The organism is Mycolicibacterium psychrotolerans (assembly GCF_010729305.1).
In the GTDB taxonomy this organism is placed as follows: domain Bacteria; phylum Actinomycetota; class Actinomycetes; order Mycobacteriales; family Mycobacteriaceae; genus Mycobacterium; species Mycobacterium psychrotolerans.
In genome coordinates, this window is record NZ_AP022574.1 from 4,447,641 (window position 1) to 4,471,220 (window position 23,580).

At 70.4% G+C, this 23,580-nt stretch carries 23 protein-coding genes; 6 read left to right on the forward strand and 17 right to left on the reverse strand.

What is annotated here, in order from left to right:
- Position 1 precedes the first annotated feature (1 nt).
- The 3 genes from truB to G6N45_RS21670 are packed head-to-tail and all read right to left on the reverse strand — an operon-like array spanning position 2 to position 2,501.
- Entirely contained in the window at positions 2-883 is an 882-nt protein-coding gene (gene truB / locus G6N45_RS21660) for a tRNA pseudouridine(55) synthase TruB (protein ID WP_163724510.1), read from the reverse strand.
- Positions 880-1,557, reverse strand: a complete 678-nt coding sequence (gene pptT / locus G6N45_RS21665; protein WP_163724513.1) for a 4'-phosphopantetheinyl transferase PptT — start codon at positions 1,555-1,557, stop codon at positions 880-882. The genes truB and pptT overlap by 4 nt, the downstream gene beginning before the upstream one ends.
- The gene (locus tag G6N45_RS21670) at positions 1,554-2,501 is read right to left on the reverse strand and encodes an ACP phosphodiesterase PptH (protein WP_163724516.1); all 948 of its coding nucleotides are present in this window, start codon (positions 2,499-2,501) and stop codon (positions 1,554-1,556) included. The genes pptT and G6N45_RS21670 overlap by 4 nt, the downstream gene beginning before the upstream one ends.
- A gap of 140 nt (positions 2,502-2,641) precedes the next feature.
- On the opposite strand from G6N45_RS21670, the gene G6N45_RS21675 reads away from it, so the two are divergent.
- The gene (locus tag G6N45_RS21675) at positions 2,642-3,214 is read left to right on the forward strand and encodes a DUF3558 domain-containing protein (RefSeq protein ID WP_163724519.1); all 573 of its coding nucleotides are present in this window, start codon (positions 2,642-2,644) and stop codon (positions 3,212-3,214) included.
- A 38-nt stretch (positions 3,215-3,252) separates the two neighbouring features.
- On the forward strand, positions 3,253-4,860 hold the full coding sequence (locus G6N45_RS21680; RefSeq protein ID WP_163728846.1) for a CocE/NonD family hydrolase: 1,608 nt from the start codon (positions 3,253-3,255) through the stop codon (positions 4,858-4,860).
- Here the strand turns inward: G6N45_RS21680 and G6N45_RS21685 are convergent.
- Both G6N45_RS21685 and G6N45_RS21690 read right to left on the reverse strand, forming a co-directional pair.
- Positions 4,849-5,397: a DUF1802 family protein gene (locus G6N45_RS21685; protein ID WP_246229158.1), complete on the reverse strand. Its 549-nt coding sequence runs from the start codon at positions 5,395-5,397 to the stop codon at positions 4,849-4,851. The genes G6N45_RS21680 and G6N45_RS21685 overlap by 12 nt on opposite strands.
- Positions 5,398-5,405: 8 nt before the next feature.
- On the reverse strand, positions 5,406-5,672 hold the full coding sequence (locus tag G6N45_RS21690) for a DUF2277 domain-containing protein (RefSeq protein ID WP_163724525.1): 267 nt from the start codon (positions 5,670-5,672) through the stop codon (positions 5,406-5,408).
- A gap of 45 nt (positions 5,673-5,717) precedes the next feature.
- Between G6N45_RS21690 and G6N45_RS21695 the strand changes: the two genes are divergently transcribed.
- Together G6N45_RS21695 and G6N45_RS21700 are read left to right on the forward strand one after the other, a co-directional pair.
- Positions 5,718-6,479, forward strand: coding sequence for an enoyl-CoA hydratase (locus G6N45_RS21695; RefSeq protein WP_163724528.1), 762 nt, complete (start codon positions 5,718-5,720; stop codon positions 6,477-6,479).
- 120 nt (positions 6,480-6,599) lie between these two features.
- Positions 6,600-7,241: a class I SAM-dependent methyltransferase gene (locus G6N45_RS21700; RefSeq protein WP_163724530.1), complete on the forward strand. Its 642-nt coding sequence runs from the start codon at positions 6,600-6,602 to the stop codon at positions 7,239-7,241.
- On the opposite strand, the gene G6N45_RS21705 is transcribed toward G6N45_RS21700, so the two are convergent.
- The 7 genes from G6N45_RS21705 to rimP form a co-directional block, all read right to left on the reverse strand.
- Positions 7,207-8,538: an MATE family efflux transporter gene (locus G6N45_RS21705; protein ID WP_163724534.1), complete on the reverse strand. Its 1,332-nt coding sequence runs from the start codon at positions 8,536-8,538 to the stop codon at positions 7,207-7,209. The two genes, G6N45_RS21700 and G6N45_RS21705, sit on opposite strands and share 35 nt — an antisense overlap.
- Positions 8,531-9,523, reverse strand: a complete 993-nt coding sequence (locus G6N45_RS21710; protein ID WP_163724536.1) for a DHH family phosphoesterase — start codon at positions 9,521-9,523, stop codon at positions 8,531-8,533. Before G6N45_RS21710 ends, G6N45_RS21705 begins: the two co-directional genes overlap by 8 nt.
- On the reverse strand, positions 9,504-10,019 hold the full coding sequence (gene rbfA, locus G6N45_RS21715; protein WP_163724540.1) for a 30S ribosome-binding factor RbfA: 516 nt from the start codon (positions 10,017-10,019) through the stop codon (positions 9,504-9,506). Before rbfA ends, G6N45_RS21710 begins: the two co-directional genes overlap by 20 nt.
- 3 nt (positions 10,020-10,022) lie before the next feature.
- Positions 10,023-12,791 carry a translation initiation factor IF-2 gene (gene infB, locus G6N45_RS21720; protein WP_163724544.1) on the reverse strand — a complete coding sequence of 923 codons (2,769 nt, stop codon included), beginning with the start codon at positions 12,789-12,791 and terminating at the stop codon, positions 10,023-10,025.
- A gap of 101 nt (positions 12,792-12,892) precedes the next feature.
- Entirely contained in the window at positions 12,893-13,243 is a 351-nt protein-coding gene (locus tag G6N45_RS21725; RefSeq protein ID WP_163724547.1) for a YlxR family protein, read from the reverse strand.
- Between the two features lie 70 nt (positions 13,244-13,313).
- Positions 13,314-14,363 (reverse strand): transcription termination factor NusA, encoded by a 1,050-nt coding sequence (gene nusA, locus G6N45_RS21730; protein ID WP_163724550.1) that lies wholly within the window; start codon positions 14,361-14,363, stop codon positions 13,314-13,316.
- A gap of 2 nt (positions 14,364-14,365) precedes the next feature.
- Positions 14,366-14,893 carry a ribosome maturation factor RimP gene (rimP, locus tag G6N45_RS21735; RefSeq protein ID WP_163724554.1) on the reverse strand — a complete coding sequence of 176 codons (528 nt, stop codon included), beginning with the start codon at positions 14,891-14,893 and terminating at the stop codon, positions 14,366-14,368.
- Positions 14,894-15,045: 152 nt separating this feature from the next.
- Between rimP and G6N45_RS21740 the strand changes: the two genes are divergently transcribed.
- Together G6N45_RS21740 and G6N45_RS21745 are read left to right on the forward strand one after the other, a co-directional pair.
- A complete protein-coding gene (locus G6N45_RS21740; protein ID WP_163724556.1) occupies positions 15,046-15,576 on the forward strand; it encodes a hypothetical protein in 531 nt (176 codons plus the stop codon).
- Positions 15,573-16,043, forward strand: coding sequence for a ferritin-like domain-containing protein (locus G6N45_RS21745; RefSeq protein WP_163724559.1), 471 nt, complete (start codon positions 15,573-15,575; stop codon positions 16,041-16,043). The genes G6N45_RS21740 and G6N45_RS21745 overlap by 4 nt, the downstream gene beginning before the upstream one ends.
- 3 nt (positions 16,044-16,046) lie before the next feature.
- Here G6N45_RS21745 and G6N45_RS21750 read toward each other — a convergent pair whose 3' ends face one another.
- The 5 genes from G6N45_RS21750 to G6N45_RS21770 all read right to left on the reverse strand — a co-directional run bounded on the left by G6N45_RS21750 (position 16,047) and on the right by G6N45_RS21770 (position 23,565).
- The gene (locus G6N45_RS21750; RefSeq protein WP_163724562.1) at positions 16,047-17,789 is read right to left on the reverse strand and encodes a proline--tRNA ligase; all 1,743 of its coding nucleotides are present in this window, start codon (positions 17,787-17,789) and stop codon (positions 16,047-16,049) included.
- A gap of 23 nt (positions 17,790-17,812) precedes the next feature.
- A complete protein-coding gene (locus G6N45_RS21755; protein ID WP_163724565.1) occupies positions 17,813-19,285 on the reverse strand; it encodes an MFS transporter in 1,473 nt (490 codons plus the stop codon).
- A 78-nt stretch (positions 19,286-19,363) separates the two neighbouring features.
- On the reverse strand, positions 19,364-20,968 hold the full coding sequence (locus G6N45_RS21760; protein WP_163724569.1) for an MFS transporter: 1,605 nt from the start codon (positions 20,966-20,968) through the stop codon (positions 19,364-19,366).
- A 33-nt stretch (positions 20,969-21,001) separates the two neighbouring features.
- Entirely contained in the window at positions 21,002-22,198 is a 1,197-nt protein-coding gene (cobA, locus tag G6N45_RS21765) for a uroporphyrinogen-III C-methyltransferase (RefSeq protein ID WP_163724571.1), read from the reverse strand.
- Positions 22,195-23,565 (reverse strand): cobyrinic acid a,c-diamide synthase CobB, encoded by a 1,371-nt coding sequence (locus G6N45_RS21770; RefSeq protein ID WP_163724575.1) that lies wholly within the window; start codon positions 23,563-23,565, stop codon positions 22,195-22,197. The genes cobA and G6N45_RS21770 overlap by 4 nt, the downstream gene beginning before the upstream one ends.
- Positions 23,566-23,580: the final 15 nt, after the last annotated feature.

Genomic DNA, 23,580 nt, shown 5'->3' on the forward strand with positions numbered 1-23,580 from the left:
GTCACAGGGTCGCCGGGCGGATCACCACCATGGACCGGGTCCGTGGTCCGGCATCCTCCAGCAGCGCCATCACCCGGCCGTCCGGCGCGACCGCCGCGTACAGGCCCTCGATCCCCGCCGGCGCCAACGGCCTGCCGTGGCTGGCGTCCACCGTCTCGGCGTCGGTGATGTCGCGGCGCGGAAACGCCTGCAGGCACGCCTCGTCGAGCGTGTAGGACAGCGTCGGCGCCTCGGCGAGTTGCTCGAGCGTGCGCGCCTGATCGAGGCCGAAGCGGCCGACCCGGGTACGCCGCAGCACGGTGAGGTGTCCACCCACGCCCAGCGTGGCACCGACGTCGCGGGCCAGCGCACGGATGTAGGTCCCGCTCGAGCAGTCCACCACCACATCGACATCAACAGTATCCGAGCCCCTGCGCACCGCCAGCACGTCGAACCGGTCGATCCGCACCGGGCGCGCGGCCAGTTCGACGGTCTGGCCCTCACGGGCCAGCCGGTACGCCCGCTGACCGTCGACCTTGATCGCGCTCACCGACGACGGCACCTGAGCGATGTCCCCACGCAGCGCGGCGACCGCGTCACCGATCTCTCCGTCGGTCACATGCGACGCCGAAACGGATTGCAGCAGTTCACCTTCGGCGTCCTCGGTGGACGTGCTCTGGCCCAACCGGATGGTGGCGGTGTACCCCTTGTCGGCCGCTGTCAGCAGGCCGAGGATCTTGGTGGCGCGCTCGATGCCGACCACCAGGACACCGGTGGCCATCGGATCCAGCGTCCCGGCATGCCCGACCTTGCGGGTGCCGAACAGCCGCCGGCACCGGCCCACCACGTCGTGACTCGTCAGCCCCGGCGGCTTGTCGACGACGACCAGACCTGGCGCACTCACAACACGATCCCGGTCAACGCGATCCCGTTGCGGACGGCCCACCTCCCGGTCAGCGACGTCAGCGGCGGTCCCGACAGGGCCTCCGGGTCGATCAGGATCGTCGAGGTGAACGTGCCCGCCTCGCCGGAGCCGTCCACATCGAAGGTGATGTGGGCGTCCTCGAACCCCAGCCACCGCCGGGTCAGCGGAAACCACGCCTTGTACGTCGCCTCCTTGGCGCAGAACAGGACCCGGTCCCAGTGCACGCCGGCGGGCAGCGCCTGCAGCTCGCCACGTTCGGCGGGCAGGCTGACGGCGTCGAGCACCCCCTGCGGGAGGACACCGTGCGGCTCGGCGTCGATACCCACCGAGCGGACCTCGTCGCGACGCCCGACGACGGCGCCGCGGAAGCCCTCGCAGTGGGTGAGGCTGCCGACGAAGCCGTCGGGCCAGCACGGTTCGCCCTTCTCCCCCTTGAGGATCGGCACCGGGTCCGCTCCCAGCTCGACGAGCGCCTGGCGCGCGCAGTACCGCGCGGTGACGAACTCGTTGCGCCGCTTGGGCACCGACTTGGCGATCAACGGCTCCTCTTCGGGCAGCGGCGCCAATTCACGCGGGTCCGAATACAATTCGGCCGCCGCCAGCGCACCCAGCTCACCGGGCAGCACCCCGGCGAGCAGCGTCGCCGCGATCACGCCCGGTCCCTGATCCGCTGCTGCATCTTCTCGGCGTGCTCCCGCATCTCCTGGGTGATCTGGAAGTGGCCGCCGAACTCGTTGAGGTATCCCGGGGTGTACTGCGGATCGGGCAGGATCTGGCGCAGCCACCGATAGGGCCGCCGCCGGCGCCACTCCCGCGGATAGCCGACCGACACCTCTTCGAAGCGCACCCCGTCGTACCAGGTGGTGCGCGGGATGTGCAGATGCCCGTACACCGAGCACAGGGCGTTGTAGCGGGTGTGCCAGTCGGCGGTGGCGGTGGTGCCGCACCACAGCGCGAACTCCGGATAGAACATCGCGTCGCAGGGCTCCCGCACCATCGGGAAGTGGTTGACCTGAACGGTCTGCATCATCCAGTCGAGGTCTTCGAGCCGCTTGCGGGTGTAGGCCACCCGGTCGCGACACCAGGCGTCGCGCGTCGCATACGGCTCGGCGGACAGCAGGTATTCGTCGGTGCCGACGATGTTGCGATCCTTGGCGATCGCCAGCCCCTCGGCCTTGGTTCCCGCGCCCTGGGGCAGGAACGAATAGTCGTAGAGCAGGAACATCGGCACGATCGTCGCCGGCCCACCCTCCTCGGTCCACACCGGGAACGGGTGCTCGGGCGTGACGATGCCCATCTCGTCGCACATGTTGACCAGATAGTCGTAGCGCGCCTTGCCGAAGATCTGCATCGGGTCGCGGTTGGTGGTCCACAACTCGTGGTTGCCCGGCACCCAGATCACCTTCGCGAAGCGCTTCCGCAGCACATCGAGCGCCCAGCGGATCTCGTCGGTGCGCTCGGCGACGTCGCCTGCCACGATCAGCCAGTCGTCGGGCGAGGCGGGGTGCAGCGACTCCGTGACCGGCTTGTTGCCGGTGTGCCCGGTGTGAAGATCGCTGACCGCCCACAGCGTCGGGCGTCGATCCTCGGAACTCACAACCCGTCAGCCTACTGGTGGCGACGGAAGCGAAGCCGTCCGGCAACTAGAACAGGTTCTAAGTTCTCGCCGTGCGGGGCGTCACCGCCCGTTACACTCCGGGCAGGGACGCGACGGACGAACCGGGACAAAGGGGTGCGATGTTCGCCAAGGTGCGACTGCTCTCGGCACTGTGTGCGCTGGTCGCGGCGGTGATCGTGGTGTGGCAGGCCCAGCCGGACGCGCGTCTGGGCACCGGCGCCGTCGAGCTCCGGTCGACCGACGCTCCGATGACCACCATCAAGTCCCCCGTGCTCGACATCACCGATCCCGATCCCTTCGATCCGTGCCGCGACATCCCCCTCGACGTGGTCCAGCGGATCGGCCTGGCGTTCACACCGCCCGACCCGGAGGACAGCCTGCGGTGCCACTACGACGCCGGTAACTACCAGATGGCGGTCGAGGCGTTCGTGTGGCGCACCTACGAGCAGACACTGCCGCCCGACGCCGTGGAGCTCGACGTCGACGGCCACCGTGCGGCGCAGTACTGGATCATGAAGCCGACGGACTGGAACAACCGCTGGTGGATCACCTGCATGATCGCGTTCAAGACCAGCTACGGCCTCATTCAGCAGTCGCTGTTCTACTCGCCGGTCTACTCCGAGCCCGACCCGGACTGCATGCAGACCAACCTGCAGCGCGCGCATGAGCTCGCCCCGTTCTACAAGTACTGACCGCTAACCTCGCAGGCGTGACCGTCCAGCACTTCCTGATGCACCGGCTCTCGGGCCTCCTGCACACACCCCCGCCGACCACCGAGGTCGACGTCGACCGCGGCCTGCGCGTGCCGATGCGCGACGGGGTCGACCTGATCGCCGACCACTACGCACCCCGGACCGGCACCGCGGCGGGCACCCTGCTGGTACGCGGGCCCTACGGCCGCCGCTGGCCGTTCGCCGCGGTGTTCGCCGAGGTCTACGCCGCCCGCGGCTACCACGTGGTGCTGCAGAGCGTGCGGGGCACGTTCGGCTCCGGCGGCGACTTCGACCCGATGGTCAACGAGATCGACGACGGCGCCGACACCGTGGCCTGGCTGCGGGAGCAGCCCTGGTTCACCGGATCGTTCGGCACGGTGGGGCTGTCTTATCTCGGGTTCACGCAGTGGGCGCTTCTCACCGACCCCCCGCCGGAGCTCAAGGCCGCGGTGATCACCGTCGGCCCGCACGATGTCAGAGGACCGCGCTGGGGCCATGGTTCGTTCGGGCTCAACGACTTCCTCGGGTGGAGCGACCTGGTCGCCAACCAGGAGGATCCGCGCCGGTTCCGCGTACTGCTGCGTCAGCTGCGGGCGCAGCGGATGGTGACCGAGGCGTCGCACGGTCTGCCGCTGGGCGAGGCCAGCCGCGCACTGCTCGGCGAAGGGGCCCCCTGGTTCGAATCGTGGCTCGAGCATCCGCACGGCGACGATCCGTTCTGGGAGAGGATGCACCTGCGCGACGCGCTCGAGCGCACCGAGATCCCGGTGCTGCTGCTCAGCGGCTGGCAGGACCTGTTCCTCGAGCAGACCCTCGAGCAGTACGGCCGATTGCGCGAGCGCGGCGTGGACGTCGCGATGACGATCGGGCCGTGGACGCACTCGCACATGATGACCAAGGCTGCGCCCACGGCCATCCGGGAATCCCTGGACTGGCTGGGCTCGCATCTCGGCGGTACGCCGTCGACGCGGACAGCGCCGGTGCGCATCCATCTCGCGGGTGACGGCTGGCTCGATCTGCCGAGCTGGCCGCCCACGATGCCCGAGCGCGTGTTCCATCTCAACCCCGGCGGCCGACTGGCCGACACCGCGGAGAACGGCGGCACCGCGACGTTCGTCTACAACCCCGGCGATCCGACGCCCACCATCGGCGGCCGGCTGCTCTCTCCGGTCGGCGGCTACCGCGACGACACCGCGCTGGCCCGGCGTGCCGACGTGCTGACGTTCACCGGGGATCCGCTGCCCGCCGACCTGTACGTCGTCGGGACGCCGACCGTGGAGCTCGCCCACGTCTGCGCCAACCCGCACAACGACCTGTTCGTCCGGATCAGCCAGGTCGACGCGCACGGCGCGTCCCGCAACGTGAGCGACGGCTACGTCGCGGCGGCCCCGGACTCGGGCAAGGTGCGCGTCGACCTGGACGCGGTCGCCCACCTGTTCCCTGCCGGCTCCCGCATCCGCGTGCTCATCGCGGGCGGGTCGCATCCTCGGTTCGTGCGCAACCTCGGCACCGGTGAACCCCTCACGAGCGCGCAGACATTCGCGACCCAACGGCACACGATCACCCTCGGCGAGGAGTCGCGACTGGTGCTGCCCGCCGGGTCGCAGCCGCCGTCAGCCGACTGAGCGGCGCACCTGTGCGGCGATCTCGGACAGCACCGCGTCGTCGTGCACGGGCGCACCCCACTGCGGCGCGACCGGCAGCGTCACCCAACTCGTGCAGCCCCGGTACTCCGGCGTACGCGTGAGCCCGACCGGCTCGCGCAGCGGGACCGTCGAGACGACGAGCACCGTCAGCCGGTGCCGCGGACGGAAGTCCAGCCGGTCCTCACGCACCGATGCATCGGTCCAAATATGATGCGGCGCAATCGATTCCAGGTTATCCGGACGGGCCACCTCGACGGCGTCGACCACCCGCGCACCGGCGCGCACGACGATCTCGGCATCGGTGCTGTCGGCGGCGGCGGGCCCGATGAGGTCCCGATGCTCGGGACGGACCCGTTCGGCGTGGCTGTGCGCGACCGTCGGGAACAGCAGGAAGCGTGAGGCCGCCACCTCGAAGCGCTTCTCCCCGATGCCGCCCTTGCGCAGCAGCACGGTCTGCCTGCCGTCGAGCAATGCGTGCACCGCCGCGCTCCACTCCTTGAGCGCAGGCGTGGTCAGTGTCGCGGTCACGTCCGGCTCAGCCGGGCCCGCACCTCGGGGCGTCGCAGCGGCGGAACGGTTTTCGGCGGCTGCCTACGGGGCTGCAGGCCGGCGAGCAGCCGCTGGGTGGTGGCGGTCACCTCGGCGACAGCGGTATCGAACGCGTCGACGTTGGCCCCGGAGGGGCGGGTGACGCCGCTGACCTTGCGCACGTACTGGCGGGCCGCGGCCTCGATCTCCTCATCCGTGGCCGCCGGCTCCAGACCGCGCAACTCGGTGATGTTTCGGCACATGACCTCCACGATAGGCGCGGTCCGGTCGGCCGATACGGTGAGCGCATGACCAACGCCTCGGACGTTCTGCTGATCGACACCCGCGACCGCATCCGGACGCTGACGCTGAACCGGCCCGCGGCGCGCAACGCGCTCTCCGCGGAATTGCGGAGCCGGTTCTACGGTGCGCTGCGCGAGGCGGAGGCCGACGACGCCGTCGACGTCGTGATCGTCACGGGCACCGACCCGGTGTTCTGCGCCGGTCTGGACCTCAAGGAACTCGGCGACACCACCGAGCTGCCCGACATCTCGCCGAAGTGGCCGCCGATGTCCAAGCCGGTGATCGGCGCCGTCAACGGCGCGGCGGTGACGGGCGGACTGGAGATCGCGCTCTACTGCGACATCCTCATCGCCTCGGAGAACGCCCGCTTCGCCGACACCCACGCGCGGGTGGGGCTGCTCCCGACGTGGGGTCTGTCGGTGCGGCTTCCGCAGAAGGTCGGTGTCGGCATGGCGCGGCGCATGAGCATGACCGGCGACTACCTGTCCGCCGATGAGGCGCTGCGCACCGGCCTGGTCACCCAGGTGGTGCCACATGACCAACTGCTCGAGACCGCCCGCCAGATCGCCACGTCGATCGTCGGCAACAACCAGGAGGCGGTGCGCGCGCTGATGACGTCGTATCACCTGATCGACGACGCGCAGAACAGCAGCGGGCTCTGGCTGGAGGCGGCGTCGGCACGGGAGTGGATGAAGGCCACGTCGGGCGACGACATCGCGGCCAGCCGCAGTGCGGTGATGGAGCGCGGCCGCACTCAGGTGCGCTGACCCCTCTCGTCCTCCCCGCGAGCGCGCGGGTCTGTACGCCGACACGCCGCAGAAGCCGGCATTTCGTGCGCACTCGCGGGCCGCGAGCGTCGACTTCTTGACATCCCGCGCTGCCGGGGCATGGTCGGTGTGGTGAGTGAGAAACCGCTTCCGGTCAACCATCACGCCGACCATCCCGGCTTCTCGGGCCTGACGGGCAGCCTCTGCGCGTGGCTGTTCCTGCTCATGGGCCGGGACACCGCGCGGCTGGCAGCGGATCTGTCGGGCGTCGACACGTCAGACGTCGTCGTCGACATCGGCTCCGGCGCGGGCAACGCCGCCCGCGCTGCGGCCCGCCGCGGTGCCCGTGTCACCGGTGTCGACCCGTCGCCGACCATGCTGCGGGTCGCCCGTCGAGCCACACGCGGCTTGCCTGTCCTCACGTGGGCGCAGGGCAGCGCCGAGTCGCTGCCGGTCCCCGACGGATCCGCGACCGTCGTGTGGGCGCTCGCGACGGTGCACCACTGGCGCGACGTCGACGCGGCGTTGCCCGAGATCCTCCGCGTGCTGGCCCTGGGCGGACGGCTGCTCGCCCTCGAACGTCGGGTCGAGCCGGGCGCCACCGGGTTCGCCAGTCACGGCTGGACGGCGCAGCAGGCGGAATCGTTTGCCGCGCTGTGCCGTTCGGCGGGCATGGTCGATGTGCGCGTCACCGAACATCGAGCCGGGCGTCGCGACCTGTGGGCGGTCAGCGGATACCGGGGACCAGCCAGCGTCCGCTGAGCGCCCGCCAGCCGACGAACACCAGACGCAACACCATGAATGTGCTCAGCCCCGACCAGATGCCCAGCAGCCCCCACCCGAACGCCAGCGACAGCCAGATCAGCGGCAGGAAGCCGACCAGCGCGCTGACCAGCGTCGCGGTCCGCATGAACCGGGCGTCACCTGCGCCGAGCAACACCCCGTCGAGCGCGAACACCACCCCGGCGATCGGCAGTTGCGCCACCAGGAACCACCACGGCACGGCGATCTCGTCGAGCACGCCGCGGTCGTCGGTGAACACCGCGGGCAGGACCGACGAGCCGAGGGCGAACGTCGCGGCCAGCACCGCGCCAGCCACCGTGGAGAACAGCGTCACACGCCACGCCACCGATTTGGCGTGGGCGAGCTGGCCCGCGCCGAGCGCCGCGCCGACCAGGGACTGCGCGGCAATCGCGAGTGAATCCAGCACCAGCGCAAGGAAGTTCCACAGCTGCAGCACCACCTGGTGGGCCGCCACCGCCGCCGCGCCGAATCGGGCGGCGACCGCTCCGGCGGAGACGAAACACGCCTGGAACGCCATGGTGCGTACCACCAGATCCCGGCCCATCACCAGCTGAGCGCGCAGCACCGCGGGACGCGGGCGAATGGGCACCTGCTCGACGAACAGCGCCCGGAAGAACAGCGCGGCCGCCAGCCACTGACCGAACACATTGGCCACCGCAGAACCCGCCAGCCCCAGCGCGGGCGCCCCGAACCAGCCGTACACCAGCGTCGGACACAGCACCGCGGCCACGGCGAAGCCGACGACGACATAGCGCAGAGGCCGCATCGTGTCCTGCACGCCGCGCATCCAGCCGTTTCCGGCGGCGGCCACCAGGATCGCGGGCACCGCCAGGCTCGCGATGCGGACCCACGGCAGCGCGGTCGCAGCGATGTCGCCGCCGGCCGCCAGCGCTGACACCAACGGAACCGCCGTGAGTTGCACGGCCGCGACGATCGTCAACCCGATTCCCAGGGCCAGCCAGGTGGCCTGCACACCTTCGGAGACCGCGGCGGTGCGGTCGCCGGCCCCGTAGAACCGGGCGGCGCGCGCGGTGGTGCCGTAGGACAGGAACGTCAACTGGGAGCTCAGCACGCCCATGACGAGCGCGCCGATCGCCAGACCGGCCAGACTCAGCGCACCGAGCCTGCCGACGACGGCAAGGTCGAACAGCAGGTAGAGCGGTTCGGCGGCCAGGACTCCGAGCGCCGGAAATGCCAGGGCTGCGATCCGTCGGCTGGTGGCCGGCGCGACGGCCTCCCCGGCGGCGTCAGCCAAGAACCGTGCGGAGCGCCGTCACGACATCGTCGGCGCTGCCGGTCACCGAGTATCCCGCGGCCAGGCGGTGACCGCCTCCGCCGAAGCCGGCGGCGACGGCCGCGATGTCGAGCGACTTGGACCGCATCGACACCGACCACTGCCCCGGCTCGATCTCCTTGAACACCGCGGCCACCTCGGCCTGCTGGGTGGTCCGGACGATGTCGACGATGCTCTCGACCTCTTCAGGTCGCGCACTGGTCCACTCCTCGTTCGGCACGACCGCGTAGACCAGACCCTGCCCGTCGGCCGCGTCGGCCACCAGCCGCGCCGTGCCCAGCACCCGCGACAGCATCGGCAGCCACGCGAACGGGTGGGTGTCCATCAGCGTCCGGCTGATGGCCGTGTTGTCGACACCGAGGTCGACCAGCCGCGCGGCCAGCCGCAGCGCGCGGGCACTGGCCCAGCGGAAGGAACCGGTGTCGGTGGTCAGCCCCGCGTACAGGCAGTGCGCAACGTTCTCGTCGATCGGCTCGGCCCATGCGTCGAGCAACTCGGCAACCAGCATCGTCGTCGAGTCGGCCGACGCGTCGACGAAGTTGGCGCTGCCGAACAGATGGTTGGAGGCGTGATGGTCGATGACGAGCACCCGGCGGTCGGGCGTCACGAGATCGGCCAGCGAACCGAGGCGGTTGACACTCGGGACGTCCACGGTGACCACCAGGTCGGCGTCGCGCCGCATCAGCTCGGGCGCGACCAGCAGGTGACAGCCCGGCAGCGAGCGCAGCGACTCGGGCAACTCCGCCGGCGCGGCGAAGCCGACCTCGACGTCGCTGCCGGCGCGGTCGAGCACCAGTGCGAGCGCGAGGCCGGCACCTATGGTGTCGGCGTCAGGATGGACGTGGCACACCACGCTGACAGAACGGGCCGACGACAGCAGCGCTGCGGCGTCGCGGGCATCCGCTCGCTCACCGGGCAGCAGGGCGTCAGTCGTCGTGTCTGTCATCGAGCGTGTCGAAGTCACCCGTGTCCTCAGCGTCCGCCTCGTCCGGCCCCCCGCCGTCTTCCTCCGCCCCCGTTACACGGTACGGGTCGGCGTCGCCGGCGTGCTTGGCCCCTTGCCTAACTCTCGCCAAATCCTCATCTGCGGCCCGGGCGCGAGCCAGCAGCTCCTCCATGTGCGCCGCCGTGTCAGGCACCTTGTCGAGCACGAAGGACAGCGTCGGGGTGAATCGCACACCTGTGGCCGCACCGACCTTGCTGCGCAGCGTGCCTTTGGCCCGCTCCAGCGCCGCCGCGGCGGCCGCGTAGTCCGGCTCGTCGTCCAACGTCTCGCCCCGCACCGTGTAGAACACGGTCGCGTCGTGCAGGTCCCCCGTGACCTTCGTGTCCGTGACGGTCACGAAGGCCAGCGGAGGGTCCTTGATCTCGAACTCGATGGCCGAGGCGACGACGGTGCCGATGCGCTTGGCGAGCCGTCTGGCCCGCGCGGGATCGGCCACGACTCAGGTCCTCTCTTTTTCGACCAATTCGTAGGTCTCGATGACGTCGCCTTCTTTGATGTCGGAGTACGTCAGCGTCAGACCACACTCGTAGCCCTCGCGGACCTCGGTGGCATCGTCCTTCTCCCGCTTGAGCGAAGAGATCGTGAGGTTCTCGGCGACCACCACGTTGTCGCGAAGCAGGCGGGCCTTGGCGTTGCGCCGCATGATGCCCGACTGCACGAGGCAACCGGCGATGTTGCCGACCTTGCTCGACCGGAAGATCGCCCGGATCTCGGCGCGGCCGAGTTCCTTCTCCTCGTAGATCGGCTTGAGCATGCCCTTGAGCGCGCTCTCGATCTCGTCGATGGCCTGGTAGATCACCGAGTAGTAGCGGATCTCCACACCTTCGCGGTTGGCCAGCTCGGTGGCCTTGCCCTCAGCACGGACGTTGAAGCCGATGATGATCGCATCCGAGGCCGACGCCAGGTTGACGTTGGTCTCAGTGACGCCACCGACGCCGCGGTCGATGACACGCAGTTCGACCTCGTCGTCGACCTGGATGCCCAGCAGGGCCTCCTCGAGCGCCTCGACCGTACCGGCGTTGTCGCCCTTGAGGATCAGGTTCAGCTGGCTGGTTTCCTTCAGCGCCGAATCCAGGTCCTCCAGGCTGATCCGCTTCCGGCTGCGCGCGGCCATCGCGTTGCGCTTGCGCGCGCTGCGGCGGTCGGCGATCTGGCGGGCGATGCGGTCCTCGTCGACGACGAGGAAGTTGTCACCGGCACCGGGGACCGACGTGAAACCGATCACCTGGACCGGACGCGACGGCAGTGCCTCGGTCACGTCCTCGCCGTGCTCGTCGACCATGCGGCGCACGCGACCGTAGGCGTCGCCGGCCACCACCGAGTCGCCGACCCGCAGCGTGCCTCGCTGGATCAGCACGGTCGCGACGGGGCCGCGGCCGCGGTCCAGGTGCGCCTCGATCGCCACACCCTGGGCCTCCATGTCGGGGTTGGCCCGCAGGTCCAGCGATGCGTCGGCGGTCAGGATGACCGCTTCGAGCAGCGCCTCGATGTTGGTGCCCGCCTTGGCGGAGATGTCGACGAACATCGTGTCGCCGCCGTACTCCTCGGGCACCAGGCCGTACTCGGTGAGCTGACCGCGGATCTTGGCCGGGTCGGCGCCCTCCTTGTCGATCTTGTTGACCGCCACCACGATCGGCACATCGGCTGCCTGCGCGTGGTTGACGGCCTCGACCGTCTGCGGCATGACGCCGTCGTCGGCGGCCACCACCAGGATCGCGATGTCGGTGGCCTTCGCGCCGCGGGCACGCATGGCGGTGAACGCCTCGTGACCCGGGGTGTCGATGAAGGTGATGGGCCGCTCGTTGCCGTCGAGGTCGACCGTCACCTGGTAGGCGCCGATGTGCTGGGTGATGCCGCCGGCCTCGCCCTCGCGGACGGTGGCGTTACGGATCGTGTCCAGCAGTCGCGTCTTGCCGTGGTCGACGTGACCCATGACGGTGACGACCGGCGGCCGGAACTCGAGGTCGTCCTCGCCGCCCTCGTCCTCGCCGTAGGACAGGTCGAAGGACTGCAGCAGCTCGCGGTCCTCGTCCTCCGGGGACACGACCTGGACGACGTAGTTCATCTCGCTGCCGAGCAGCTCGAGGGTCTCGTCACCGACGGACTGGGTGGCCGTCACCATCTCGCCGAGGTTGAACAGCGCCTGCACCAGCGAGGCCGGGTTGGCGTTGATCTTGTCGGCGAAGTCGGACAGCGACGCGCCGCGGGCCAGCCGGATCGTCTCGCCGTTGCCGTGCGGCAACCGCACGCCACCGACGACCGGGGCCTGCATGTTCTCGTATTCGGCCCTCTTCGCGCGCTTCGACTTGCGGCCGCGCTTCGGGGCACCGCCGGGACGACCGAACGCACCGGCCGCGCCGCCGCGCTGCCCGGGGCGTCCACCGCCGCCGCCGCCGGGACGGCCACGGAAGCCGCCGGCAGCCGCGCCGCCGCCGGCACCGCCACCGCGGTAGTTACCGCCGCCACCACCGGCGCCGCCCGGACGGCCTGCGCCGCCTGGAGCCGGACGGGGACCGCCACCGGGACGCGGACCACCACCGGGACGGGGACCGCCGCCGGGACGGGCGCCCTGCGGGCGAGGAGGCATGTTGCCCGGCGAGGCACCAGGACGCGGGCCGCCGCCCGGACGAGGTCCACCGGCGCCGGGGCCGGGCCTGGGACCACCCGGACCCTGGGGTCGGGGCATGGGCCGGTCGACCGGCTGCTGCGACGAGAACGGGTTGTTGCCGACGCGCGGCGTGCGCGCTGCGGGCTTGGGGGCGCCGGGACGCGGCGCGCCCGGGCCGGGACGGGGACCGGGTGTCGGACCCGGACGGGTCGGGGCCGCCGGAGCGGCCGGAGCCGCCGGGGTGGCCTCCGCTGCCGGCGGGGCGGCCGCTGCGGGCGGCGCTGCCGGTGCCGGCGGTGCCGGAGGCGCAGCGGGCGGCGCCGGGGCGGGCGCGGGCTGTTGCGCTACGGGCGCGGACGGCTTGGGGCCGGGGCGCGGCGCAGCCGGCTTGGCGGATGATCCGTTGCCGCCGCTGCTGACGGGCTCGGCTGCGGGCTTGGAGCCGCCGAACGATTCCCGAAGACGGCGGGCGACGGGCGCCTCCACCGTCGAAGACGCCGACTTGACGAACTCACCTTGTTCGCTCAGCCGGGCCAGTACTTGCTTGCTTGTGACACCGAGTTCCTTTGCCAACTCGTGCACGCGGGCCTTACCTGCCACTACATCTCCTGTCTGAGAGGCGACAGCGGTGGTAGGCGCCGCGCCTCGGGTTAGCTATGACGCATGGTCATCGGGACTTCACGGTGTGCTCATGTTCTTCGCTACCTGTTCTCTTGCCCGGGTGCGTCGAGCGCTTCGGTTGAGGCGAAACGTTCGATCACCGCGGTGATGTCCGGTGAACCGGTGATCCGGAGCGCTCGGCCGAAGGCCCGCCGCCGAACCGCGTCGTTCAGACACTTCGGATCGGGATGCAGCCAGGCACCCCGCCCCGGAAGTCTCTTCGCTTCGTCGACGGTCACGGCGCGGTGGCCGGTTCCGTCGTCGACAGCGACAACTCGAAGCAGATCGACAGCCAGCTCTCGTCGCCGGCATCCGATGCATGTCCGCACCGGGCCCTCAGCAGGGTCGTTGGTGCTTTTCTGCGTCCGAGCCGATGTCTCGCGCTGGATCACACCGAAGTCTACCGTCACGACGGCGTCGAGATGAAAACCGGTGCGCCGAGCGCCGTCGACGGCGCCCGCGTCACCGTTCGCCGACGGCGCCCCGGGCCGGGTCCGGGCGGCGTTCGGTGTCGGCCGCGTCGTCGCCGCGGGTGTCGCTGCGGATGTCGATACGCCAGCCGGTGAGCCGGGCGGCCAGCCGGGCGTTCTGGCCTTCCTTGCCGATGGCCAGCGAGAGCTGGAAGTCGGGCACGATCACCCGCGCCGCCCGAGCAGCCTCGTCGATCACCGTCACCGAAACCACCTTCGCCGGGGACAGCGCGTTGGCGACGAACTTCGCCGGGTCCTCGTCGTAGTCGATGATGTCGATCTTCTCCCCCGACAACTCGCTCATGACGTTGCGCACCCGCTGCCCCATCGGCCCGATGCAGGCGCCCTTGGCGTTGAGGCCGGGCGCCCGCGACACCACGGCGATCTTGCTGCGGTGACCCGCCTCCCGGGCCACCGCCACGATCTCGACCGAACCGTCGGCGATCTCCGGCACCTCCAGCGAGAACAACTTGCGGACCAGGTTCGGGTGGGTGCGCGACAGCGTGATCAGCGGTTCGCGCGCCCCGCGGGAGACTCCCACCACATAGCAGCGCAACCGGTCGCCGTGTTCGTAACGCTCCCCTGGTACCTGTTCGGCGGCGGGGATCACGCCCTCGGATCCCTTCGTCTCGCTGCCTATGCGCACCACCACCAGGCCGCGGGCGTTCGCGCGCGCGTCGCGTTGGATGACCCCGGCGACGATGTCCCCCTCGCGGGCCGAGAACTCACCGTAGTTCTTCTCGTTCTCCGCATCGCGCAACCGCTGCAGGATCACCTGGCGCGCCGTGGTCGCCGCGATGCGGCCGAAACCCTCAGGGGTGTCGTCCCATTCGTGCAACACGTTGCCGTCGGCGTCGGTCTGGCGGGCCATCACCCGCACCACGCCGGTCTTGCGGTCGACGTCGATCCGGGCGTCGGCCTCGTGACCTTCGGTGTGCCGGTAGGCGGTCAGCAGCGCCGACTTGATGGTGTCGACGACCACGTCGACGCTGATCCCCTTGTCGGCCTCGATCGCATGCAGCGCAGCCATGTCGATGTTCATGCTCAGGTCTCTCCTCCGGTTTGGCCCGCCAACTCCAGCTCACGTGGACTCGGTGGCGAGAACTCCACCTGGACAACGGCTTTGGCGATGCTGTCGAGATCGACATCACGCAGGGTGAACGCACCGCGGGCACCGTCTTTGACGACCACGGCGACAGTCGTACCGCGCAGTTCGCCCAGCCGGCCGGTCAGCGTAGACCCGTCGCTCAGCGTCAGTTCCACGCGGCGGCCCTGGGCGCGGCGAAAGTGCTTGTCGGTGGTCAGCGGTCGGTCGACTCCCGGAGAGGTCACCTCGAGGACGTAGGGCGCCGAATCGAGTTCGTCGAGAAGGGTCGAGGCGATCCGGGACAGTTCGGCGACGGCGTCGAGGTCAAGCCCGCCGTCGGCGTCGGCGACCACTGTCACCCGCGGCGGCCGTGCTCCGGCGTCGACGACCACATCTTCGATGTCGTATCCGGCGCGCGCGAACTCCCCGTCGAGCAATTCGATCACCTGTCGTTGCGACGGTAATCCCGCAGACCGCTCCGCCACGGTGAGCTCCTCGTCTTGAGTTGTCCTTCGAACTGGGTCGACCCGGGTCTCAACGATACGCCAGCGCCGCCGGGCCAAATAACGAAAAGCAGCGACCGCGGGGGGCGCACCACCGAAGTCGGCTCGAGGCCGGTGCGCCCGGCAATGGCAGGATGTTGCACGTGCCGAGCCGACCGCCGACCGTCAGCCGCCGGGAGGTGCTCGTCGGAATGGCCGTCCTCGCGGCGACGGCGGCCACCGCGGCCGGGTGCGGGACCCCGCCGCCCCCGCCCGATCTCGACGACCTGACCACTGCGCTGGACCGGGCCCGCGCGGACGCCCGACTGGCCGGCGAGGCCGCCGCCACCGCGCGCGGGCCCGTCGCGCAGACACTCACCCAGGTCGCCGGTCAGCGGTCCGCGCACGCTGCGGCGCTGTCCGACGAGATCGTCCGGCTGACGGGCCGGCCCGCGCCCACGAGCAGCGTGTCCGTCACCACGTCGACCAGCGTTGCCGCGGGGGTACCGCCGGCGCCGGCGCCGACGTCCGACGACGTGATCGGTTCGCTGCGCGCCTCGGCCGACAGCGCAGCCCACGCTGCCGCGGCGCTGTCCGGTTACCGCGCCGGCTTGCTCGCCTCGATCGCCGCGTCCTGCACGGCCGCCTACACCGTGGCGCTGGCCTCCCGCGGCGGTGCACGATGACCTCACCCGCACCCGACCCGACCACGCGTCCCGCCGATCCTGCCGCGGGCGCGCTGTTCGACGCCGTTGCCGGCGAGCACGCCACCATCTACGGATACGGCCTGGTGTCAGCGCATTCCACGCCTGAGGACAACGACCTGGTCGCCGACACGATGGCCGAACACCGGTCCCGGCGCGAAGCCGCGATCGCCCTGCTCGAAGACGAGGGCGAAGCGGTGCCGTTGCCCGCCGCGGGCTACGCGATGCCGATGGAGGTCGACACCCCCACCCAGGCCGCCAAGCTCGCGGTCCGGATGGAGGAGGACACCGCCACCGCCTGGCGGGGGGTCGTCGAGCAGGCGACCGACGGGAAGGTCCGCGCCTTCGGGGTGGCGGCGATGCTCGAAACCGCGGTCACCGCAGCGCGGTGGCGGCGCGTCTTGGGCGAGACGCCGGTCACGGTCGCCTTCCCCGGCGGCGCGGAGTGACGGTCAGCCGATCGCGGCCAGGATGTCGGTGGCCGCGGATCCGGCAGGCACGTCGCGCTTCTCGCCGCTGAACCGGTCCCGCAGTTCCACCACACCGTCGGCCCAGCCGCGGCCCACGACGACGATCCACGGGACTCCGAGCAACTCGGCGTCCTTGAACTTGACCCCGGGCGAGGCCGACCGGTCATCGAGCAGCACGTCGACACCGAGGCGGTCCAGGTCCGCCGCGAGTTCGTTCGCACCGGCCCGCGCCTCGGTGTCCTTGTTGGCGATCACCACGTGCACGTCGAACGGCGACACCGCCGCCGGCCACCGCAGCCCGAGCTCGTCGTGCTGTTGCTCGGCAATCACCGCGACCAGCCGGGACACCCCGATGCCGTAGCTGCCCATGGTCAACCGCACCGGCTTGCCGTCCTCGCCGAGGACATCGGCGGTGAAGGCGTCGGCATATTTGCGGCCCAGCTGGAAGACGTGGCCGATCTCGATGCCGCGCGCCGCCACCAGCGGGCCCGCCCCGTCCGGCGAGGGATCGCCCTCCCGCACCTCGGCGGCCTCGATGGTGCCGTCCGGGGTGAAGTCGCGTCCCGCAACGAGGTCGACCACATGCTTGCCCACCTCGTCGGCACCGGTGATCCACGCCGTGCCGTCGACCACGCGCGGATCGACCAGATAGCGAACGCCGTTGGCCAGCAATCCCTTCGGCCCGATGTACCCCTTCTTCAGGAACGGGTACCTGGCGAAGTCGGCGTCGTCGAGCATCGCGTACTCCGCCGGCTCCAGCGCCGCGCCGAGTCGCTTGTCGTCGACCTCGCGATCGCCGGGCACCCCGACCGCCAGCAGTTCCCATTCCCCGCCGGGCGGACGGACCTTCAGCAGCACGTTCTTCAGCGTGTCGGCCGCGGTGACGGTGCGGCCCAGACCTGCGCCGTTGGCCCACTCGACCAGCGTCGCAATCGTCGGGGTGTCCCCGGTGTCGTAGACGACGGCCTCGGGCAGACCCTCGAACGGGATCGACTCGGGCACCGCGGTGATGACGGCCTCGACGTTGGCGGCGTAGCCGGATTCGACGCACCGGACGTAGGTGTCCTCACCGACCTCGCTCTCGGCCAGAAATTCTTCCGACGCGCTGCCGCCCATCGCCCCGGACACCGCGGACACGATCACGTAGCGCACCGCGAGCCGGGCGAAGATCCGCTGATAGGCCTCCCGATGCGCGTGGTAGGCCGTCTTGAGACCGTCGTCGTCGATGTCGAACGAGTAGGAGTCCTTCATCAGGAACTCCCGCCCGCGCAGGATGCCCGCACGCGGACGGGCCTCGTCGCGGTACTTGTTCTGGATCTGGAACAGGATCAGGGGAAAGTCCTTGTACGAGGAGTACTCCCCCTTGACGGTGAGAGTGAACATCTCCTCGTGCGTGGGCCCCAGCAGGTAGTCGTTGTCCCGCCGGTCCTGCAGCCGGAACAGCGTGTCGCCGTATTCGGTCCAGCGGTTGGTGGTCTCGTACGGCGCCCGCGGCAGGAGGGCGGGAAACAGGATCTCCTGTCCCCCGATCGCGGTCATCTCGTCGCGGACGATCCCCTCGATCTTGCGCAGCACCTTGAGCCCGAGGGGCAGCCAGCTGTACAGCCCGGGCCCGACGGGGCGGACGTATCCGGCGCGGATGAGCAGCTTGTGGCTGGCCACTTCGGCGTCGGCCGGATCGTCGCGCAAGGTGCGCAGGAACAGCTCAGACATGCGGGTGATCACAGCCGACCACCCTATGCGAGGTGTCACAGCTCGCCGGCCTCGACCGCCTCCCGGGTGTGCTGGGCCGCGGCGATGTCCCGGGCGGTGAATCCGATGAACAGCGCGGCGGCGCCGACGAACACCGACACACCCGCCACCCACAGCAGCGAGTAGGTGTAGCCGGCGTCCAGCGCGTCCAGTTGCGCGGACGTCATGTCCTTGACCGGTCCGGTGGTGCCGCCGAGGAACAGGGTGCGCGACGTCTGGACGGCCTGGATCACGACGAGGACCACCGGGCCGCCGAGGTTCTGCACCATCAGCGTGATCGACGAGACCGGACCGATCTCCCGCGGCCCCACGTCGGCGACCGCGCACAGCGGCAGGATCACCGAGATCACGCCGATGCCGAAGCCGCCGACCACAAGAGGGGCGACCAGGTCCGGGAAGTACGGGATGCCGCGGTTGAGCGTGGAGCCGTAGAGCATCGCGCACGGCACCAGCAGCCCGGCGCCGAGGATCAGCCACCGGGGTGCGACATGGGGCGCCAGCCGCGCCGCGACGATCGTGCCGGCACCCAGCGCCAGGGCGAACGGGATGAAGCAGACCCCCGCCACCAACGCCGAATATCCCATCACGTCCTGCACGTAGAGGCCGATCATCACCGTCGCGCTGAGCATCACCCCGCCCGCCAGGAACAGCGAGATGAACGTCGCCACCCGGTTGCGGTTGTCGAAGACCGCCATCGGGACGATCGGATGGTCGGCGGAGCGCTCGACGACGAAGAACGAGACGAAGAACAACACCGCCGCGACACCCGCTCCGACCACGAACGGGTGGGTCCAGCCCAGCGCCGGGCCCTGGGTGAAGATCAGCACTGCCGAGGTGCAGCCCAGCGTGGCCAGCAACGCGCCGGTGACGTCGAGCTTGAGCCGCTCATGGCGCGTCTCGGCCAGCCGGAAAAAGGCGATCGCGATGATGGCGATCCCGATCGGGACGTTGATGAGGAACGCCAGCCGCCAAGAGATCACGGTCAGCGCACCGCCGAGGACCAGGCCGAGCACCGAGCCGGTGGCCTGCATGGCCGCCGACACCGCGAGCGCGCGGTTGCGGGGCTGCCCGACGGCGTAGGTGGTCGCGATGAGCGCCAGCCCGGTCGGGGCGGCGACCGCCGCCCCGATGCCCTGGACCGCGCGGGCCACGATAAGCGTGGCTTCATCGGTGGCCAGCCCGCAGACCAGGGAGGCGATGGTGAACACGCCGACGCCGGACAGGAACGCCCGCTTGTGGCCGATCGCGTCGCCGATGCGGCCGCCGAGCAGCAGCAGACCCCCGAATGCCAGCACGTAGGCGGTGATGACCCAGCTCTTGCCGGCGTCGGAGAGGTCGAGTTCGGCCTGCATCCGGGGCAGCGCGACGATGACGATGGTGCCGTCGAGCGTCGACATCAGCTGCATGCCGGTGATCGCGACGATCGCGATGCCCAGCACCGACGACGCCAGCGGAGGCCGAGAGGACATGGTCAGCCACCCTACCGGTGGGATTTCGGCGTGCTTGTCGACGCTGCGCGCAGACAATCACGCCGAAATCGCGCGGAGCTAAAGCTCTCCGGCGTCGATCGCGTCCTTGACTTCCTGCGCGTGCGCCACCTGCTCGGCGGTGTACCCGATGAACAGCGCCGCACCGCCGACGATCACCGCGACCGCGGCCACCCACAGGAGACCGTAGGTGTAGCCCTGGTCGAGCGCGTGCAGCTGCACGGCGTTCATGTCCTTCACCGGACCGTTGGTGCCGCCGAGGTACAGCGTGCGGGATGTGATCACCGCCTGGATGATCGCCAGCACGACGGGCCCGCCGAGGCTCTGCAGCATCAGCGCGATCGCCGAGACCGGGCCGATCTGGTCGAACCCGACGCCGGCGATCGCCGACACCGTCAGCGGTACCACGATCATGCCGATGCCGAAGCCGCCCACCGTGATCGGCAGCACCAGGTTGGGGAAGTACGGGATGCCGGCGTCCAGCGTCGAGCCGTAGAGCATCGCAGCCAGCACCAGCACGCCGCCGCCGATGACCAGGATGCGCGGCGGGAACTTCGACACCAGCGCCGACGACAGGCCCAGACCGATGCCAAGGGCGATGACGAACGGGATGAACCCGACGCCCGCCTTCAGCGCGCTGTAGCCCATGATGTCCTGCACGTAGAGCCCGATCAGCACGGTGAGTGTGAACATCACGCCGCCTGCGAGGAAGATCGCCGCGAAGGTGGCCACGCGGTTGCGGTCCCGGAACAACACGAACGGGACCACGGGGTTCTCGGCGGTGCGCTCAACAAACAGGAACGCGATCAGGCAGCCCGCGGCGGCGATCCCGGATCCGATCGTGATCGGCGAGGCCCAGCCGGCCTCGGGACCCATCGAGAACGCGAACACCGCGGCGGTGCATCCCATGGTGGCCAACAGCGCCCCGGCGGCGTCGAGCTTGAGCCGCTCGCGGTTGGTCTCCCGCAGCGTCGTGCGGGCCAGGTGGATCATCAGCAGGCCGATGGGGACGTTGATCAGGAACGCCCAGCGCCACGACACCTCGGTCAGCGCGCCGCCGACGATCAGCCCCATCACCGAGCCGACGCCCGTCATGGCCGCGAAGATCGCCGTCGCGGCGTTGCGCGCGGGACCCTTCGGGAACGTGGTCGCGATCAGTGCCAGCGCGGTCGGCGAGGCGATCGCCGCCCCGACGCCCTGCAGCAGCCGGGCGATGACGAGGGTGGCCTCGTTCCAGGCCAGCCCGCACAGGATGGAGGCGATGGTGAACAGCGCGACGCCGACGACGAAGGTCCGCTTGCGTCCGATCACATCGCCGAGGCGCCCACCGAGCAGCATCAGGCCACCGAACGTCAGCACGTAGGCGGTGATCACCCAGCTACGGCCGGCATCGGAGAGACTGAGTTCGTCCTGGATCTTGGGGAGTGCGACGATCGCGACCGTGCTGTCCATCGTGGCGAGCAGCTGCATCCCACCGATGGCGATGACCGCGGCGATGAAGCGCCGCGACGGCAACCACGCCGGCGTCTTGGGGAAACGCGGGCCGGCGGCTCCGTCTGCAGTCCCCTTGATGCGGGCCGGCAGAGCGCGATTGGCGCCCCGCTGCCCCTTGCCTTCAGCATCCCGATGGATGGCGGCACGCTCTGCGTCATTGAGAGCCGTCATAACGAGTTACCTTACAGTACTCTTAATTTCCTTTTAACCGGCGAAGGCCGCGACAGCCCCGATCACGATGATCGCGGGGGGTCGAATGCCCTCCGAGCGGATGCGTTCCGGCGCCTCGGCGAGGGTCGCCCGCAAAGTCCGCTGCGCGGACGTCGTGCCGTGTTGGACCACCAGCACCGGCGTATCCGCAGGTCGGCCGCCTTCGAGGAGAATTCTCGCGAAGAGTTCGATCCGTTCCACCGCCATCAGCAACACGATCGTGCCCTTCATCGCGGCCAACGCATCCCAATTCACTAACGATTCGGGATGATCCGGCGCAACATGCCCGCTGACCACCACGAATTCATGGGTCAACCCGCGGTGGGTGACCGGAACGCCGGCCAGTGCGGGCACCGCTATGGCACTGGTCACACCCGGCACGACGGTGACCGGAATCCCTGCGTCGGCGCAGGCGATCACCTCTTCGAAGCCTCGCGCGAACACGAACGGGTCGCCGCCCTTGAGCCGGACGACGAACTTGCCTTCCTTGGCCCGCTCGATCAGAACCGTGTTGATGGCGTCCTGGGCCATCGCGCGCCCGTACGGGATCTTGGCCGCGTCGATGACCTCGACCTCCGGGGACAGTTCGGCGAGCAGATCCTGGGGCGCCAGCCGGTCGGCCACCACCACGTCGGCGTGGGCCAGCAGCCGCCTGCCCCTGACCGTGATGAGTTCGGGGTCGCCGGGGCCGCCGCCGACGAGTGCGACTCCGCCCTCGACGACACCGGGCGCGTCGGCCGCGATGAGTCCCTGCTGCAGGGCTTCGTGGATGGCCGATCGGATGGCTGCCGAGCGGCGGTGCTCGCCGCCTGCCAGAACACCCACCGACAGGCCCTCGTAGTCGAAGGTGGCCGGGGTGACGGCGGTGCCCTCGATCGCCACGTCGGCGCGTACGCAGAACACGCGGCGGCTCTCCGCCTCCTCGACGATGGCCGCGTTCACCGCGGGGTCGTCGGTGGCGGCGATCACATACCAGGCGCCTTCGAGATCACCGTCACGAAAAGGCCTCATGGTCAACGTGATTCCCTCGATCGCCTCCACCGCCGGCGTGGCGTCGATGGTGATGACGTGCACGTCGGCTCCGGAGGCGACCAGCAGCGGCAGTCGCCGCTGGGCGACCGTGCCGCCACCCACCACGACGACCTTCTTGCCGGCCAGGCGCAGGCCCACCAGATAGGCGTTGTCGGTCACCCGGCGAGCTTAGAGCGTGCCGCCGCACGGACGAAGCGGGCAATGGCCTGCGGATGCGACGCCGGGTGGGTGTGCAGATACCCGGCATGCACACCCGCACGCACGGCGCCGTCGTCGACGATGCCACCGCCCCTCCCCTGATACCGCCACGCGGGCTCACGGTCCTCCGCGTAATGCATTGTGGTGCGGTGGAATTCGTGTCCGGTGACCCGGTCCCCCACCTGGTGCAGTGACGAGTCGACGACCGCGACAGCGTCCCGGTAGCCGAGGGTCAGCGCGTCGGTGAACGAGGCGTTCCCGGCGATCACCCCGCACATGGGATGTCCGTCGAGGTCGTCGGCCAGATAGGTGAGGCCGGCGCACTCGGCGTGCAGGGGGCCGCCCGCGGCGGCGAGCGCGGCGATCTGCTCGCGCACCACACGGTTGGCCGACAGCTCGGGGCCGAACTCCTCGGGGAAGCCGCCCGGCAGCACGAGCGCAGAGGTTCCCGGTGGCAGCGGGTCACGCAACGGGTCGAAGGTGACGACGTCCGCGCCTGCCGCACGCAACAATTCGGCGTGCTCGGCGTAGCCGAATGTGAAGGCCCGGCCTGCGGCCAGCGCGACGGTCACCGGGGCATCCGCAGGCTCGGACAGTTCCGGGGTCCACGCGTCGGCGGCGCCGCGGCAGGCTGCGGCGGCGACGACGGCGTCGACGTCGACGTGCCGGGCGACCAGCGCGGCCATCGCGTCGACGGCCTCGGCGGCACGGCGGCCGTGCTCGACCGCGGTCACCAGTCCGAGGTGCCGCGACGGCACGGCGAGCTCGCCGGCGCGCGGAATCGCGCCGAGCACCGTGACCCCGGCCTGCTCGCACGCCTGCCGCAGGACCGCTTCGTGCCGCGGCGAGCCGACGCGGTTGAGGATCACCCCGACCAGGTGCACGGCACGGTCGAAGGTCGCGAACCCGTGCAGCAGCGCAGCCACGCTGTGGCTCTGCCCGCGGGCGTCGACGACGAGCACGACCGGGGCGCCGAGCAGCGACGCGACGTGTGCGGTCGACCCGCGGGCGACCCCGGTGGCCGGCGAGTCGCTGATGCGCCCGTCGAACAGACCCATCACGCCCTCGACGACGGCGATATCGGCGTCGGCGCTGCCGTGCCGGTACAGCGGGCCGATCAGCTCGTCGCCGACGAGGACGGGGTCGAGGTTGCGGCCGGGCCGGCCGGCGGCCAGCCCGTGGTAGCCGGGATCGATGAAGTCGGGGCCCACCTTGAAGGGCGCGACGCGATGGCCCGCGCGCCGCAGCGCCCCCATCAGCCCGGTCGCGACGGTGGTCTTCCCGCTTCCGGAGGTCGGCGCGGCGATCACCACCGCCGGAGCTACCACTCGCAGGCCCGTCTG

What these genes read in the sequence shown, in the direction of transcription:
- G6N45_RS21695 (WP_163724528.1), top strand. Translation starts at nt 5,718, where the DNA reads ATGACCAACGCCTCGGACGTTCTGCTGATCGACACCCGCGACCGCATC.
- G6N45_RS21680 (WP_163728846.1), top strand. Translation starts at nt 3,253, where the DNA reads ATGCACCGGCTCTCGGGCCTCCTGCACACACCCCCGCCGACCACCGAG.
- G6N45_RS21745 (WP_163724559.1), top strand. Translation starts at nt 15,573, where the DNA reads ATGACCTCACCCGCACCCGACCCGACCACGCGTCCCGCCGATCCTGCC.
- G6N45_RS21740 (WP_163724556.1), top strand. Translation starts at nt 15,046, where the DNA reads ATGTTGCACGTGCCGAGCCGACCGCCGACCGTCAGCCGCCGGGAGGTG.
- G6N45_RS21700 (WP_163724530.1), top strand. Translation starts at nt 6,600, where the DNA reads ATGGTCGGTGTGGTGAGTGAGAAACCGCTTCCGGTCAACCATCACGCC.
- G6N45_RS21755 (WP_163724565.1), bottom strand. Translation starts at nt 19,285, where the DNA reads ATGTCCTCTCGGCCTCCGCTGGCGTCGTCGGTGCTGGGCATCGCGATC.
- G6N45_RS21675 (WP_163724519.1), top strand. Translation starts at nt 2,642, where the DNA reads ATGTTCGCCAAGGTGCGACTGCTCTCGGCACTGTGTGCGCTGGTCGCG.
- G6N45_RS21690 (WP_163724525.1), bottom strand. Translation starts at nt 5,672, where the DNA reads ATGTGCCGAAACATCACCGAGTTGCGCGGTCTGGAGCCGGCGGCCACG.
- nusA (WP_163724550.1), bottom strand. Translation starts at nt 14,363, where the DNA reads ATGAACATCGACATGGCTGCGCTGCATGCGATCGAGGCCGACAAGGGG.
- G6N45_RS21710 (WP_163724536.1), bottom strand. Translation starts at nt 9,523, where the DNA reads ATGACAGACACGACGACTGACGCCCTGCTGCCCGGTGAGCGAGCGGAT.
- G6N45_RS21760 (WP_163724569.1), bottom strand. Translation starts at nt 20,968, where the DNA reads ATGACGGCTCTCAATGACGCAGAGCGTGCCGCCATCCATCGGGATGCT.